General features: G+C 47.9%; 12 protein-coding genes. All 12 read left to right on the top strand.

Annotated features, from left to right (window positions below; all coding sequences use genetic code 11):
* The first annotated feature begins 303 nt into the window (after window positions 1-303).
* The 12 genes from MKY63_RS03890 (at window position 304) to pucD (ending at window position 16,724) form a co-directional block, all read left to right on the top strand.
* Window positions 304-1,740 carry an amidase family protein gene (locus MKY63_RS03890; RefSeq protein WP_235219436.1) on the top strand — a complete coding sequence of 479 codons (1,437 nt, stop codon included), beginning with the start codon at window positions 304-306 and terminating at the stop codon, window positions 1,738-1,740.
* 1,191 nt (window positions 1,741-2,931) lie between these two features.
* Entirely contained in the window at window positions 2,932-3,249 is a 318-nt protein-coding gene (locus MKY63_RS03885) for a transposase (RefSeq protein WP_339811590.1), read from the top strand.
* On the top strand, window positions 3,198-4,124 hold the full coding sequence (locus MKY63_RS03880) for an IS3 family transposase (protein ID WP_143766314.1): 927 nt from the start codon (window positions 3,198-3,200) through the stop codon (window positions 4,122-4,124). The genes MKY63_RS03885 and MKY63_RS03880 overlap by 52 nt, the downstream gene beginning before the upstream one ends.
* A gap of 894 nt (window positions 4,125-5,018) precedes the next feature.
* Complete coding sequence (locus MKY63_RS03875) at window positions 5,019-6,593, top strand: PucR family transcriptional regulator (protein WP_076275381.1); 1,575 nt, start codon at window positions 5,019-5,021, stop codon at window positions 6,591-6,593.
* 88 nt (window positions 6,594-6,681) lie between these two features.
* Entirely contained in the window at window positions 6,682-7,806 is a 1,125-nt protein-coding gene (locus MKY63_RS03870) for an XdhC family protein (protein ID WP_076141111.1), read from the top strand.
* Entirely contained in the window at window positions 7,748-8,320 is a 573-nt protein-coding gene (locus tag MKY63_RS03865) for an NTP transferase domain-containing protein (protein ID WP_170914181.1), read from the top strand. Before MKY63_RS03870 ends, MKY63_RS03865 begins: the two co-directional genes overlap by 59 nt.
* A gap of 242 nt (window positions 8,321-8,562) precedes the next feature.
* The gene (locus MKY63_RS03860; protein ID WP_036680038.1) at window positions 8,563-9,723 is read left to right on the top strand and encodes a BMP family ABC transporter substrate-binding protein; all 1,161 of its coding nucleotides are present in this window, start codon (window positions 8,563-8,565) and stop codon (window positions 9,721-9,723) included.
* Window positions 9,724-9,832: 109 nt separating this feature from the next.
* A complete protein-coding gene (locus MKY63_RS03855) occupies window positions 9,833-11,365 on the top strand; it encodes an ABC transporter ATP-binding protein (RefSeq protein ID WP_036680036.1) in 1,533 nt (510 codons plus the stop codon).
* On the top strand, window positions 11,362-12,504 hold the full coding sequence (locus tag MKY63_RS03850) for an ABC transporter permease (protein ID WP_036680034.1): 1,143 nt from the start codon (window positions 11,362-11,364) through the stop codon (window positions 12,502-12,504). Before MKY63_RS03855 ends, MKY63_RS03850 begins: the two co-directional genes overlap by 4 nt.
* A 3-nt stretch (window positions 12,505-12,507) precedes the next feature.
* Window positions 12,508-13,437, top strand: coding sequence for an ABC transporter permease (locus MKY63_RS03845; RefSeq protein ID WP_036680033.1), 930 nt, complete (start codon window positions 12,508-12,510; stop codon window positions 13,435-13,437).
* Between the two features lie 58 nt (window positions 13,438-13,495).
* Window positions 13,496-14,443: an FAD binding domain-containing protein gene (locus MKY63_RS03840; protein WP_076107240.1), complete on the top strand. Its 948-nt coding sequence runs from the start codon at window positions 13,496-13,498 to the stop codon at window positions 14,441-14,443.
* Window positions 14,430-16,724 (top strand): xanthine dehydrogenase subunit D, encoded by a 2,295-nt coding sequence (pucD, locus tag MKY63_RS03835; protein WP_076099505.1) that lies wholly within the window; start codon window positions 14,430-14,432, stop codon window positions 16,722-16,724. The genes MKY63_RS03840 and pucD overlap by 14 nt, the downstream gene beginning before the upstream one ends.
* Window positions 16,725-16,807: the final 83 nt, after the last annotated feature.

Here is a 16,807-nt window from a genome sequence, read left to right as displayed (position 1 = left end):
AAGGATTGGAAGGACTCTGAAGGAATCATAGGTGGAATGATGGATGGAAAAGCTGCTGATGGGGTCGTAGGAGGAAAAATGGAGAATTGGAAGGACTGCTGGAGGAATCGAAGGCGGTATGGTGTGGGATCCGAAAGGCTGATGGAAGAATCGTAGGTGGAATGATGGATGGAAAAGCTGCTGATGGGTCGTAGGAGGAAAGATGAGGAATTGGAAGGAACGCTGGAGGAATCGTAGGAGAAGCGTGGGATCCGAAAGGCTGATGGAAGGGTAAAAGTAATGGTCTAGGGAGGAGGGGGAATTATGGTTTTGGATAATCGGTATGGTGCGTTTATAGATCCTGAGCTTACGGTTGAGAGTTTAGGAAGCGGGATATTGGATGGACTGACCTTTGCAGTAAAAGATGTATTTGCTGTAACTGGACACAGCTCTTCTGCAGGTAATCCTGATTGGCTGCGTAGCCACCATCCGTCCACGGAGCATGCGGTGGCTGTACATCGTTTACTGTTGTCGGGTGCTACACTTCGTGGTGCTGCCTATACGGATGAGCTGATGTATAGTCTGGGCGGCGAGAACCATCATTATGGAACGCCGATTAATCCGCGTGCTGTAGGTCGTATCCCAGGCGGATCTTCAAGTGGTTCGGCAGTAGCGGTAGCTTCTGGTAGTGTTGATTTTGCGCTCGGAACAGATACCGGTGGCTCAATTCGAGTACCTTCCTCTTATTGCGGAGTATATGGCTTCCGGCCAACGCATGGAGCTGTGGATTTTCAAGGTGTTATTCCATTATCTCCGGCTTTTGATACAGTTGGCTGGGTGTCGGATCGCTTGGATGTGCTCCAGAAGGTAGGGGAAGTGTTACTTGTGGATGGGAGTACATCTGTAAAGACGTCGAAGAAAATAGGAAGTAGTCTAGAAGAAACTGTAGGGAAGAGCATAGAGAAGAATGTATTGGAAAATTTGAAGAACAACTTAGAGGGAGACATGGTGAAGACTGATAAAAATAATTTAGAAAAGAGCCAGAAGGAAAGTTTAGAAACGATTTTGGAGAAACGTATTGAGAAGAGTGCTGAGAAGAGTACGGAGAAAATTTTAGAGATTGGCCCGGAAAACAAGGTAAAAAAGAATATGGAAGACAAAAATAAAATGGGTACTTTATTTGTTGCTACTGACTGCTGGGCTTTGGTTAATCTGGAGAATGCAGCTATTTTATCGGAGGGATTAAGTTGTTTGCGATCCGGGGCAGATCATCTCATGGAGATAGAAATTGCTTTGGAGGGGTTAAGGGTCTGGATGGATGTTTTTAGAGAATTGCAGGGGAATGAAATTTGGGAAACTCATGGCGTTTGGATTGAGAACGAGAAACCAGTCTTTGGGCCTGATATTGCAGCGCGATTCTCGTGGGCTGCCAGTTTGGCGGAAGAGGATCATAGCGTTGCACAATGTAAGCAAAAAGAGATTTCTAATCATTTGCGCTTGCTGCTAGGAGAGGACAATTGTCTTGTGATTCCGACAGTTCCGGGACCAGCGCCGCTGCGTGGAGGGGATTTGCGCCAATTGGAGGTGAATCGTAGTGGTGCGATGATGTTGAGTTGCATAGCTGGGTTGGCAGGTTTGCCTCAGGTAACATTACCTATGCTCTCCACAAGTGGATTGCCACTGGGATTATCCGTTATTGCCGGACATGGTCAGGATCTCCGGTTACTCTCTTGGGCGAATGAAGTGTGGCAGCAGTCTTGAGAGGCTGAGTGCAGTGGTCTTGAAAAAGCAGCGATACTAAACAGACCGTAGCTACTGAACAACATATCTTGATACTTTTCTAGTTACATTTCTAGTTAATTTTCTAGTTACTGTTAACCGATACTCCCCCATTACCCTCTTGGAATACACTCTAGGATTACACTCTAGAAATACATTCTAGGAAGACGCTTTAGGATTACACTCTAGAAATACACTCTGGGAATACACTATAGGAATACACTATAGGATTACACTCTAGGATTACATTCTAGCAATACACTCTAACGCCACACTCACTTATTCATTCACAAATTAACGAAATACACATGTCATTCCCTCCTACTCTTAGTTTTATTTACACCGGGGAGCCCAGTGGAGTTGATTTAAAAACTAAGGTAGCTTAAGTTGGCTCAATAGTGGAGTGGTAGAGTGAAAAAGATAAATTCAGCGCTCGATTATGTGGTATAAGACCAGTAGATTTAAGTGAATACGTCGCTGGAGAGAAAAGAACGGTATAAATCCCGCAGAATCTGGGGAAATGGCTCAAGTAACTAAAAAGTACAGTATAAATCCCGCAGAATCCGGGGAAATGGCTCAAGCAGCTAAAAAGTACAGTATAAATCCCGTAGAAATCTGGGAAAGTGGCCCAAGTAGCTAAAAAGAAGAACGTTATAACTCCCGCAGAATCCGGGGAAATGGCTCAAGTAACTAAAAAGTACAGTATAAATCCCGTAGAATCCAGGAAAGTGGCACAAGTAGCTAAAAAGGACGGTATAAATCCCGCAGAAATCGGGGGAAGTGCTTAAGTAGTTAAAAAGAACGGTATAAATCCCGCAGAATCTGGGAAAGTGGCATAAGTAACTAAAAAGAACGGTATAAATCCCGCAGAATCCGGGGAAATGGCTCAAGTAGCTGAAAAGAACGATATAAATCCCGCAGAATCTGGGAAAGTGGCCCAAGTAGCTAAAAAGAACAGTATAAATCCCGTAGAAATCTGGGAAAGTGGCCCAAGTAGCTAAAAAGAACGGTATAAATCCCGCAGAATCTGGGAAAGTGGCACAAGTAGCTAAAAAGAACGGTATAAATCCGCAGAATCTGGGAAAGTGGCCCAAGTAGCTAAAATGAAGCTAGAATAAAAAGTGGACAGTAGTTAACAGACTGGCGATAATGAGTCCACGGAGGTGTGTTCACATGGGAGAACATCGACAACGGTATAACGAAGAATTTAAAAAACAGACAGTGCAGTTCATCCAAGAGCAAACAAAGACAGTGGGCGACTTGGCGGAAGAGCTCAACATCCCAAAAAGTACCCTGCATCAATGGATGAGCCAGTATCGAGAACTAAAGAATGAACCGGCAGCTAGCGTGGATCGAGTACGGGAACTCGAGGCACTGTTGAAAGAAATGAGCCGTCAACTTCAAGAAAAAGATAACAAGATTGCTGATGTGGAAGAGGAATTAGCGATCGTAAAAAAAGCAGTGCACATCTTCAGCAAACCAAGGAACTGAGATTCCAGTTTATTGAAAAACATCGCTCCGAGTTTCTCTTGGAGAAGATGTGCATGACCCTACATGTGTCACGGAGCGGGTACTACAAGTGGCGGACAGAAAAAAACAGTACGCATATGCTTCGTAAGGCTGCGATAATGAAGCGAATTCAGTATCATTTTGCAGACCATCAAAAGCGGTATGGGAGTCCGAAGATCACCCGCCTGTTACATCAAGAAGGTTATACCGTTACCGAACGCACGGTGAGTGTGTACATGCGACATATGAAGCTTCGCTCCATTGTCTCCAAAACGTATCGCGTACAGACCACTGACTCCAATCATGACCATCCGATTGCCCCGAATACGCTGAACCAGCAATTTAAAATACTCAAACCCAATTCAGTATGGGTTACCGACATTACGTACATTCCTTGCCGGGGAGGGCGCTTGTACCTGGCTAGTGTAATGGACCTTTGCACGCGCGAAATCGTGGGGTGGCGCTTGGAGAACCATATGGAAACTAGCTTAATTTCGGGCGCCTTACAAGATGCTTACGAAGCTAAACAACCGGAAAAGGGTCTATTACATCACTCCGATAGAGGTTCTCAATATACTTCTCATGAATACAGGCAGCAGTTGAAAGCGTATGGCATGGAGTCCAGCATGAGCCGCAGAGGTAACTGTTATGATAACGCCTGTATCGAGTCGTGGCACAGCATTTTGAAAAAGGAGCTCATTTATTGTAATCCACGATTCAAAACTAAGGAGCAAGCCTACCAGACACTTTTTCAATATATTGAGTTTTACTATAACCGCAAGCGAATGCATGGCGCGCTGGGGTATCTTTCTCCAGTTCGTTTTGCTGAGCAATTGACTAGAATGTCTGTTGCGTGACTGTCCACTTTCTTGACAGAGGTCCAAAAAGAACGGTATAAATCCCGCAGAATCTGGGAAAGTGGCCCAAGTAGCTAAAAAGAACGGTATAAATCCCGCAGAATCTGGGAAAGTGGCCCAAGTCCAAAAAGAACGGTATAAATCCCGCAGAATCTGGGAAAGTGGCCCAAGTAGCTAAAAAGAACGGTATAAATCCCGCAGAATCTGGGAAAGTGGCCCAAGTAGCTAAAAAGAACGGTATAAATCCCGCAGAATGTGGCGAAGACGCCTATGTAGTCAAAAAGAAGGGCAAAAAGGCCCTTCATCCCGGCAATTCCGGCCGAATAGCCAAAAAGAAGTGCAAAAGTGCCCTCCACCTCTACCGGCAGCAGTGGATCTATAAGAGCTTGTACCTCCGCCACAGCTACAGTGGGGTGGTATTATCTCTACTTGTACGGATCTTCTACACTGCTCAATTCCCCGTCTTGCAGCGCTGGTGTGCCTGCGACTTCGATCTTGATGGCCAATTCGAATAGCCTGAGAATACCCTGCCACCTATTCCGACTCCCTATTCCGACTCCCGCGTGAACCCGTAAAAACTTGTTTTTACTCGAAAGCCCTCCCTCAACTCCACCTACTATTTTCCAATCCCCTTATACAGTTCACATGAACGATATGAGCTAAAGTTCAATAATTCATCATTCATCATTCATCATTCATCATTCATCATTAATAATTAATAATTAATAATTAATAATTAATGATCCATGTTCATTTTGTGTTAAGTTTATTAACATATAAATCATGAAAATTTAACTTCCCTCTATTCAACACGGTTCATTTTAATTATAATGTTACATAAAATAACATTATAAATCAGAAATGGTTCTATTGATCCTAATAAGGAGGGGTGGCATGCATCTTACGGTTGAAGAAGCGTTGTCCATTTATCCTTTGTCCGAGGCGAAGCTTATCGCTGGGTCTAAAGGGAAACATCGAATTGTGAAGTCAATTAATGTGATGGATGCTCCCGATATCTCGGATTGGATCAAAGAAGGCGAGATGCTGCTAACGACAGCCTATTTGATAAAGGACAATATGGAGGAAGCCTCTGCCTTGCTGCAGACTTTGAATCGCCGGGGATCTTCGGCCTTGGGCATTAAGCTGGGGCGATTTTGGGATGAAGTACCAGAGCAACTGGTTGCAGAAGCGGAGAGTCTTAACTTCCCGCTTATCCAGCTGCCTTTCGAGTTTACTTTTTCGGATCAGATGAATGGTCTGTTTCGCGCCGAGCTTAGCCGCAGCACTCACGTTCTGCAGAGCATTATGGAAAAGCAGAAAAAGCTGATGCAATTTGCCCTAAGATCTGTCCGCAGCCGTCCGTTGTTTGATTCGGTGTCTGAAGTGATTGGCCATTCACTTGTGGTGGTTAGCGCAAGGGGGGATGTGATCTACAACAACTCTGAATACCATCCTTCACAGCTGCTGGAGGGGTGGCCGTGGCAGAAACGGAATCAGCGCTTTCGTGTTGGAGATCATGTGGGCTACCGTACACCACTTTTGCAAGGAGAGAAGTGCTCCGGATATCTATTGTTTTGTGCCATCGACCCTTTATTGCTCCCAATGGAAGAAAGTTTGTTCGTTCAGGGAGCTGAACTTATTTCATATCATATTCATTCAGGATACGAAGATTATTTTGAACAGGCAGAACACAGGGAGTTTAGCGGATTGCTGAGACGTTGTTTGAGCGGTAATTTATCTTACACAGATTTGGCGAAGGCTGCTCTCGACTTGGAGATTGAGCTGCTTCAATCACCATTTTGTCTCCTATTGACCGATACAGCTGCGACTGGGGAAGAACGCCAAGGTGAGCTGCTCAGACTAAAAGAAGAATATCTTGAACATCCCGGGCTGCGGGAAGTAAAGGAAATTCATGTGATCATAGATCAAGGACTTTTGTCTATATATCCGGGAGATCGTCAGCGTCCTGAACAATTCCGGGATCTAATTCAGGCTTGTTTTAACAACATGAAGTTTGATAGGGGATATTATCCGCGAGCTGCGATAAGCAGTTGTAAAGCGAAGCCGGAGGGGCTGAAGGAGGCTTTTGCGGAGGTAAAGGATTGTATGGGAATGCTTCAGGGCGGGGGAGTAAAAGGGAATGTTGTGCATTACCGGCAGCTTGAGCTTAACCTGCTACTCGGGCAAATTCCGGCAGAGGTTATGGAGAAATATTGTAATGGAAGTCTTAGAGGGTTGCTTAACCGAGAACCGGAGTATGTCAGGGAAATGCTGCGGACGCTGGAAGTTTATCTAGAGAACGATGGTCATGTTAATGAGACGGCTAAGAAACTGTTTATTCATCGAAACACGGCTACCTACCGGATCGAGAAGCTTAGTGAGCTGCTGGACGTCGATTTTAAAAAAATAAATGATCTAATGAGGTTGAAGTTAGTATTCATGTTTCGGAGGATGCTCGGAAGGGACTAAGGTCTAAGGTCTAAGGTCTAAGGTCTAAGATCTAAGATCTTAGTTCTAAGATCTGGGTTGAAATGCAAACACGGAGGAGGGGAACCTCGTGAATACACATGAAATCGCAATGCATATTCAAACCCATCAGGCGCCTGCGGTGCTGGCAACGCTGATAGAGGTGGAGGGACACTCGTATCGTAAAGCCGGAGCGGTGATGTTGTTTTTTGAAGAAGGTACGATTGGGAGCCTGAGTCCAGGTTGTCTGGAAAACGATCTGCAGCTGCGAACTTCTGAGATCTGGGAACGAGGGCTGCCCGAAATTGTGGAATACAACATGCTGTCTCCGGATGATCTGTCCTGGGGTGAGGTTGTCGGCTGTGGAGGCAAAATCAAAGTAGTGCTAGAACCCGTGCGGGGTCAGCTCTACAAGCTTTTAGTGCAGGCGAGTGACAGATTGGCTAGGGGAGAGAAGCTAATTTTGTTCCGCGAAGCAGTGGAGAAAGGTTTTATCTATAAGCTGGAGCTGGATCCAGACATTGTACTGCCGCAGAGCAAGAAACATCCGAAATTATCCCACTCGGCAAAAGAAAGCCTGGCGGCAGGTCGCTTTATGGCCGCTCCAGCAGAATTGACAGCATTCCATACGTATTTCGTGCCCAAACCGCGGCTTGTGATTTTTGGCGGGGGACGTGATGTGGTTCCTATTGCGGAACTTGCTGACAGAGTTGGCTTTCGGGTAGCGGTTGCGGATTGGCGTGAAGGAAGCTTGCACAATAAGTTTCCTCGAGCTGAACAAGTAATTTGTTCCCCTATGGAGGTTGTTGAGCGATTGGGCGTAGCCCGGGAGGATTATGTATTGATTTGCAGTCATCAACTTGGGCGGGATAGACAGTTCCTGGAGAGTGTGATTCCGCTTGCTCCTCTATATATAGGGATTATCGGTTCGAAGGCGCGGATATCTCTTTTACTGGAAGGGCTTGAGGCTCCTGCATCTTTGCATGCACCTGTAGGGTTGCCGATTGGAGGAGAAGGTCCGGAGGAGATTGCGGTCAGTATTATAGCGGAAATTATTCAAATTAGAAGGGTGGGCTCACGAGAGCTGCCCAAAGGAGCGGATAGTATTGAAGGTAGCAGGAATATATTTGGCAGCGGGGCAGAGCAGGCGGATGGGCGTGTCCAAGGTTTCACTGAAATTGTCGCAGGAGGTCTCACTCGGGAGCGTCGCGCTTAGTGAATTGGATCGTTGCAATCTAGAACCGCTAATCGTGGTAGTGCGTGCGGATGACAACTTGGAATGGCTGCCACCCGCGATTGAACCGCAAGCATCCAGACGTACCGAAACTTGCTTAACCGCACATCTAGGATTGTCTTTTTCACTGCGCTGTGGCCTTAATGCGGTATTACCTTTACAGCCCGATGCAGTAGTTGTGGCGCTTGCGGATCAGCCATTTATTACTACAGCATTAGTGAACCGTCTAATACAAACGTTTGAACAATCTCCGGAGATGGATTATGTCGCTAGCGTCAGCAATGGGTCGGCTATGCCCCCGGCTTTGTTCTCGAAGACGTTGTTTCCAGCACTACAGGGATTAGATGGAGATCGAGGAGCGGCGGGGATATTGCGTTCACCTGATTATAAGGGGATTGTTCTGGAATCTGAGTCTGCCCATTATTTCATGGACGCAGATACAAAAGCGGATTTTGGTGAGATTCAGGAGCAATGGATTCTGAGAAATGGAAAGTGAAGTAAAGAATAGTCTGAAAAGTAATCTGAAACAGTGTTCCTTTCCCACCTTTGGTCATATAATATGACATGTAACTCACCTTCCAAAAACCAATTAGTGCATTACACACAAAAAAAGTTCTGATTCTTATATTCATATACAAACGTATGTTATATAAATTTACGCCAAGGCCACCTCTAAGTATAGTAGAAGTACATTAATGGTTGCAGCCATGATGAGAGATGATTTGGAGGAGGAGAATTATGAAAAAAAGGGGTCAGTTCATAACATCTTGTCTTGCATTAATGGTTCTAATGACGGTGGCTTTGGTGGGGTGTGGCAGTAATAATAATACTTCTACAAATGCAACTGAGGCACCAGCGACAACTACAGCGGCAACAGAGGCAACTGCAACAACAGAACCGGCTGCAAAGAAACCGACGGTTGCTTTTGTTTATATCGGACCTCCAGGGGATGGCGGCTACACATACCAACATGATCAAGGACGGCTGTATATGGAGAAGGAGCTTGGGATTAAAGCTGACTTTGTAGAAAATGTCCCTGAAAGTGCTGACGCCGAACGAATCATCACCGAGCTTGCACAATCACACGACATCGTGTTTACAACGAGCTTCGGATATATGGATTTCACATTAAATGTAGCGGGCAAATTCCCCAACGTGAAGTTCCTGCATGCTTCGGGTTACAAAACCGCAGAGAACATGGGGACCTACTTCGGGAAGAACTATCAAGCCAGCTATTTGAGCGGCATAGCGGCAGGGAAAATGACCAAAAATAATCAGTTGGGTTATGTAGGGGCTTTTCCGATCAGCGAAGTGATCTATAACTTGAATGCTTTTACCCTTGGAGCACAAAGTGTCAATCCTGATGTAAAGGTGAATGTGGTATGGACGAATACATGGTATGACCCGACGACTGAACGTCAAGCGGCAATCAGCTTGCTGGATAAGGGTGCGGATGTGCTTTTGGCCTATCAGGATTCACCTGCAACACTGCAGGCTGCTGCTGAACGAGGGGCTTTTGCCGGGGGGAATGACTCGGATATGAGCAAATACGCTCCGGACAATTATTTGACGAACCCGGTATGGAATTGGGGGCCGTATTACGTAAAAGCTGTGCAGGCAGTTATGGATGGAACCTGGAAGAGCGAGCAATATTCCGGTGATATGGCTGACGGTATGGTGGAGCTGGCTCCTTTCGGGAACAAGATCCCAGATGATGTGAAAAAGCTTGTCGAAGACGCCAAAGCCAAAATTATCAGTGGTGAGCTGGAGGTTTTCACAGGTCCGATCTCAGATAATCAAGGGAATGTGAAGGTTCAGGAGGGTCAGAAGCTGACCTTGGAGGAAGTGCTGGGCATGAACTGGCTCGTAAAGGGTGTGGAAGGAACTATCCCGCAATAATGTTTAAAAATAGGGAATAAGATGTGCACAATCTATGGGTGGGGCGGGTTCCGTTAAGCGGAAACTTCCCCACCCGTACTACAACTTGAAGGAAGGAGGGGTTCAGGCCATGCGGGGAACTTCAGTTGAAATGCGGGGGATTGTGAAAAAATTCGGCTCGGTAACCGCCAGTGATCAAGTCGACTTTTCGGCAAATGCGGGTGAGATTCATGCGTTGCTTGGGGAGAATGGGGCCGGGAAGAGCACGGTGATGAGCATGCTGTCAGGGGTGTATAGAGCAGATGAAGGAGAAATCTCCATTCATGGGAAAGGTGCTCTGATCCGTTCTCCTAAAGATGCTGCACAGCTGGGTGTAGGTATGGTGTTTCAGAACTTTAGGCTGGTGCAAAGCCTTACAGCAGCGGAAAATATCGTGCTTGGCGAAAAGTCGTCTTTCTGGCGCGGCCGTAAATGGATGAAGAACAAACGCAAGGAGATAAAGGCATTAGCAGAACGGTTTGGACTGAATTTCCCGGTGGATCGCCCGATCTGGCAGTTATCCGTGGGTGAACAGCAGCGTGTTGAAATTGTTAAGACGCTGTATCGCGGGGCTGACATTATTATTCTGGATGAACCAACCTCTGTACTGACCCCGGGAGAGGTGGAACAGCTATTTGAAACGCTGCGGGTCATGAAGCAGGCAGGAAAAACGGTCATTATAACTACTCATAAAATGAAAGAGGTTATGGCGTCCTCCGATCGGATTTCCGTCATGCGCAAAGGAAAAATGATCGCCACGCTGACCACAGCAGATACAGATGAACTGGAGCTGGCTCGTCTGATGGTGGGCAAGGAAGTAACCATCACCCGTCAAGAACGGGAAGCCACTGAAGGGGATTCTTTATTAGAAGTGAAAGATGTGGACGTATATGCCGATCACGGGCGAAAAGCACTGGATCACTTCTCTCTGAACGTATGTAAAGGAGAGATTGTAGGCGTAGCTGGGGTAGCTGGCAATGGGCAAAAGGAACTGGCTGAAGTGTTAACTGGTCTTAGAGGCTGGAAAAGTGGTGAAATCACGTTTGATGGAAAGACGGTGAAATCCGCTTCGGTTAGAGGGGCAATTGATTCAGGAATCTCCCACGTGCCGGAGAACCGGATGAAGAGCGGTTTAGCTGGACGCCTCGGATCGGTGGATAATCTTTTGTTTAAGTCTTACCGCTCAGAGGAGCACTCCAAATTTGGTTTCTTGAAGTCCGCGAAGAACCGTTTGTGGTCACAGGAGCTGGTCCAGCGCTTTAATGTCAAAACACCTGAGCTGGAGACGCCAATACAACAGTTGTCAGGTGGTAATCAGCAGAAGCTGCTCTTTGCACGTGAGATCAGTCATCGGCCGAAGCTGATGGTCGCCGTTCATCCGACACAAGGGCTGGATGTAGGTGCCACGGCTGGTGTTCACGACCTTCTTATGGAGCTGCGTGGTTCAGGTAGTGGCGTGTTGTTAATTTCGGAGGATTTAGATGAATTGCTTCAGTTGTCCGACCGGATTCTAGTGATCTATAACGGCTCAATTATTGGTGAGAGTACACATGAGGAAGCGAATCGAGAGAGCATCGGACTACTAATGGCTGGTATTGATAATAGAGAGGAGAGCGCCGTATGAGTCTGGAGAATGGAAGAAATACCGCAGCAGCTGTACTGGAACCCCTCCCCTCCCACTCCGGAAAACGATTCTCTCTACGTTTCGAATACGATGCCAGCCGCATCCGTTCTCCTTGGTGGACACCTATTGTATCTATAATTTTAGCGCTATTGTTGTGTGCCCTATTTATTGCGGCGAATGGCATGAATCCGGTGCTGGTCTATGAAAAAATGTTTCGTGGCGCATTTGGCACTGCGTATGGGCTCACGGAAACGATGGTTAAAGCGATCCCGCTTCTTCTATGTGGGCTTGGGATTGCTGTGGCTTACCGCATTTCGGTATGGAATATTGGAGCAGAAGGTCAGCTAACTGTTGGGGCTATGGCGGCCACAGCGGTCACGATTTATTTTCCTGACTTACCTTCATTCTGGTCCCTGAGCTTAATGCTGCTGTTCGGGATTGCCGCGGGTGCGCTTTGGGGATTGCTGACTGCTATTCCGCGGACACATTTTGGAGTGAATGAGCTAATCACTTCATTAATGCTGAATTATGTTGCCCTATTGGCGCTCGATTACGTGGTATTCGGACCTTGGAAAGATCCTAAAGGATTTAATTTCCCGGGATCACCTATGTTTACTGCGGCTCAATCGCTGCCTGTTCTCGGAAGTACAAGATTGCATATTGGATTGTTATTTGGACTTATCGCCGTTGTGATTTATTACTTAATGATTCGTTTTACCAAGTGGGGTTACGAGCTCCGGCTGATTGGGGCCAATCCTGTTGCAGCCAGATACGCGGGGGTTCCTATCAAGCGCCATATTATTATCGTCATGCTGATCAGTGGGGGGCTTGCCGGGATCGCTGGCATGGCGGAGGTCTCCGGTGTTACACACAAGCTGATGCAGGGCATTTCACCGGGGTATGGATACACCGCCATTATTGTGACTTGGCTGGCCAAATTGAATCCACTCGGTCTAATCGTTACTTCTATTTTATTCGGTGGCTTAATTGTTGGCGGATATAGTGTTCAAACCATCGGGCTGCCCTCATCGATATCAGAAATGCTGCAGGGCTCCATCCTGTTTTTCTTGATTGCTGGCGATATGATCTATCGTTTCCGCATTCGCCGTAGCCGGGTTCAGCTGAAAGGGGGGAGATAGGCAATGGATTTTACAACACAGCTACTTATTGCCGCTATTTCCGCAGGGACCCCGCTGCTGCTGGCTACGCTGGGAGGCATTCTAAATGAACGAGCCGGCATTATACAGCTTGGGGCTGAAGGTCTGATGCTGATGGGAGCGGTCATCACTTGTATCGTGTATATTCGCTCCGGAAACCTGCTGCTGGCTCTGTTGGCTACCGTAGCTATAACGGCTGTACTTGGTTTGCTGCATTCTTTTCTCTGTGTGACCTTGCGGGCGAATCAAACGATGTCCGGTCTTGCGATGACCCTGTTTGGCAGTGGGTTGAGCGCTTATCTTGGTAAACCGATCAGCGGCATTCCTTTGCCGGGAACCTCCCCTAAGCTGCATCTGGCTTGGCTGGAAAATGTACCGTTCATCGGAAAAATATTCGGCAACATGGACTACCTAACCTGGTTTAGCCTGCTGCTAGTGCTTGCTCTGCATCTGCTAATTCACCGCACTTCATGGGGCCTGCATTTGCGGGCAGTCGGAGACAGTCCGGCTACCGCAGATGTGATGGGGATCCGTGTACAGCTTATCCGCTACAGCTATGTGATCACCGGTGCTGCTCTCATCGGCCTGGCCGGAGCGGATATGGTATTGGCCTACGCGCCAACCTGGAATGAAGGGCTGACAGCCGGCCGGGGCTGGATTGCGGTAGGGCTGGTGATTTTCGCCAGATGGAATCCGCTGCGTGCCTTGTTCTGCGCCTACTTTTTTGGGGCATTGGATTCACTTGGCTTCCGTATTCAATTGCTGGGCAGTGCAGTTCCGCCCTATTTTCTCAAAATGATTCCGTACCTTGTGACCATTCTGGTCCTGATGTACCTGGGGTACCGCAATCGCAACAAACCATCCGGCACACCGGAGGCGCTTGGAGTTCCTTATATTCGGGAACAAAGGTTTTAAGGCAGGCTATACGAGAAGGGAAGTGGCAATCTGGTACTCAAAAAGGGAGGCGGAGTGTATGGGAGCTATACGGGAAGAGGAAGGAAGGCTACCTGAAGTAATTCAACCCCGCAGCCTGCACGAAGCTTGGGAGAGAAAAACGGCGTTTGGAGACAGTGCCCGATATGTTGCAGGGGGAACACTGCTGAGAACAGGGTGGGAAAATGGAACGACTCATATGCCCAAACAGCTGATTGATCTTCGGCAAATTACAAATCTCGGCGACATTACCTTAACGGAATTTCACTTATCTCTGGGCGCTCTTGTTCCACTCTCCCAGTGCCGCAGTAATGAGCATTTGCAGGCCGTAGCTCCTGCGCTGCAAGAGGCTGCACGTTGCATAGCGGCTCCGTCGGTGCGTAATCTTGCCACGCTCGGGGGCAATATCGCTTCTGGCTTCGGAGATATTCTACCTGCGTTACTGGTCTATGACGCGGAGTTAATCTCCTTTGACGGCAAATTTATGACGGCACTACCTTTGATAGAGTGGCTAAACAATCACTGGAGCGGGATAAAACCTGCGGCGGATCTTGTGGCTGAGATTCGCATCTCACCTACTCGCTTAGAGAGTCCGTTAACGGATAGGCTAGAAATTTTTCGTAAGGTTGGCCGCAGGGAAGCATTCACCCCTTCACTTGTAACGGTAGCAATCTCAGCATCAATCGATGAGGAACACCGTTTCCGTGAGGTGCGTATCGCCGCAGGTGGGGGCTCTGGGCGGCCACAGCGACTAAGTAGGGCTGAAGTTATGCTTGAAGGTGTGAGGTATACAGATGAGCTGTTGGCTTCTTTATATGAAGGGGTTGAGAACAGCTTTGAGACGTATAGTGATCCCTTTGCAACAGAACTTTACAAGAAAAAGACTGCTGGGAATTTGGTTGTATCTGAGCTGTGGAAGGCTATGAATATACGGAGTTTAGAGGTGAATAACCCGACGAAAGGAGAGAGGGAAAATGCTGCTGAATAAGGAATCCAGCGGTAGCCGCTGGCGTACACGACCTGATGGAGAGGGCAAGGTATCCGGTAAGCTGCAGTATTTGACCGACATGAGGGCAGAAGGAATGTTGATCGGCCGCGTGCTCCGCAGTGAGCAGGCACATGCTCGTATTTTGTCCATACGCATTGAGAAGGCCGTTGAAGTCCCTGGTATACACGCTGTAATCACTCATGAGGATGTGCCCGGACTTAACGGCTTTGGCATAGCTTTGCCGCATCAACCGGTATTTTGCAGTGATCGTGTGCGTTACACTGGCGATGCGATTGCGGCAGTCGCGGCTGAGACGGACGAAATTGCGGAATACGCCTTATCTCTTATCGAAGTGGATTATGAGCTTCTACCCTTGCTGGAGAATCCGGAAGAGGCGATGAAAAAGGACGCAATTTTGCTGCATGCCGAGGGAAACGTGCTTCATCATACGGAATATCGGAAAGGGGAGCCGGAAACGGTATTTACGGATTGCTGTCATGTGGTAGAGGAGACTTACTATACACCACGCCAAATGCACACCTATATGGAGACTGAAGGTGGACTGTTTATCCCAGAGGATAACGGACGGCTTATCGTATATTCAGCTACACAACATGGGTTGATGGATCGCCTGCAGCTATCCAGAATTCTGGCTATTCCTCAAGAAGATATTCGCGTCATCTCGAGTCCTATCGGCGGGTCCTTTGGAGGAAAAGACGAGCTGAATGTACAGCCGTATGGAGCGCTGCTTGCCTTGCGGACACTCCGTCCGGTAAGACTGCATAATTCGAGAGCTGAATCGGTACGTGCAGGACTAAAACGCCATCCCATGAAAATCACCATGAAGACTGGCTGCGACCCCGAAGGAATCATCAGGGCACACCAGGTCAGAATTATTTCGGATACGGGAGCTTACGCAACACTGGGGGCGGAGGTGCTCAACTTTGCGACAGAACATGTGATGGGCCCCTATATCATCGATCATGTGGATGTGAAGGGTTTTGCTGTATATACCAATAACGGTGTATCTGGTGAGTTTCGCGGTTTTGGCGGCAATCAGGCGATTTTCGCTTTGGAGGGACAAATCGATCGGTTGGCTGAGCGATTGCAGATCGATCCGTGGGAAATGCGCCGCCGCAATTTGCGTAAATATGGAGATCTGGGGCCACTGGGTCAGGAAATTGCTCAGACCGATGGTGCCTTTCAGGTGTGGGAAGCGCTGGCGGGTTCGCCTCTTATGACTGAGGCCGCATCTACAGACAGTGATTCAGGTGTTGTGGAACCTTGGATCGTAACTGGAACGGGTGCTGCTATAGCTATGCATGGTGCAGGACTTGGTTATGGTATTCCCGATCCGGCGGGTGGCAGGCTCTCTTTGACGCTAGAGGGCAAGATTGAGGCGGTGTTTGGTTACGAGGAGTTTGGTCAGGGGTTAATCGCAACAATGGAACAAATGCTGATTGAACAGTTTGGCTTGGCGGCAGAGGATCTAAGCATCGTCATTGGCGATACGGATGTTGTGCCTGATAGCGGATCTAGTACGGCTTCCCGATCAACCAGCATGATGTGGATGGCCTTGAAACGGCTCCGTCCAGACTTCACCACTCAAGTACTGCAGGCAGCTGCGATGTTAAAGCCGGAGCTGGATAACTATGAAATGAAGCTCGGCCCTGGCGGCATTTGGCTAAAAGACGGCGGTCTGCTTCTGACTTACAAGGACTTGGCACAGCGTATTTCAGAACCCATTGTCTGTAATACAAAGTTTACTTATCCAACCACACCCTTTAAAAGAGTGGGGGCACATTTCCTATACACCTATTCTGCAATCGCAGTCCGCGTGGAAGTTAATCTGCTTACTGGACGTGTCCGTGTACTGGACCAATATCATGCGGTAGCGGCGGGACCGGTGGCTAATCCGCAAGGTTATCTCGGGCAGATCGAAGGTGGCAGCAGTATGGCGGTAGGCTTCACTTTGTCAGAGGATGCTGTGATGTCAGGCGGCAGCTATGTCACCAAAAATTTAGACACCTATTTGGTGCCGACCATTGCCGACATGAATGGCAGCATTCAGGTGCAGCCGATAGAGGATTTGCCGGATCATGACACGTACGGTCCTCGCGGCATTGGAGAGGTGGGTTCCGTCAATTTAGCTCCGGCAGTCGTGTCCGCCATATTTCAGGCTGTAGGGAAGCGGGTAACCAAGCTGCCCATTGATCCCGAATGGCTGCAGTCTACACCGTTTATTCCACAAAAGGTGGTGAACATCCATGCCGAGTCATAATTCAGATCACAATCTAGATGAAGAGAACCCAATCCCAGCTTCGTCTGAGGAAGCCTTCACAGAAGAGAGGTTCACCTTTAATT

The organism is Paenibacillus sp. FSL R7-0189 (assembly GCF_037969925.1).
GTDB classification, from domain to species: domain Bacteria; phylum Bacillota; class Bacilli; order Paenibacillales; family Paenibacillaceae; genus Paenibacillus_AQ; species Paenibacillus_AQ odorifer.
Note: the sequence above shows the minus strand (reverse complement) of the source record. Positions and strands in the feature narration are given on the sequence as shown.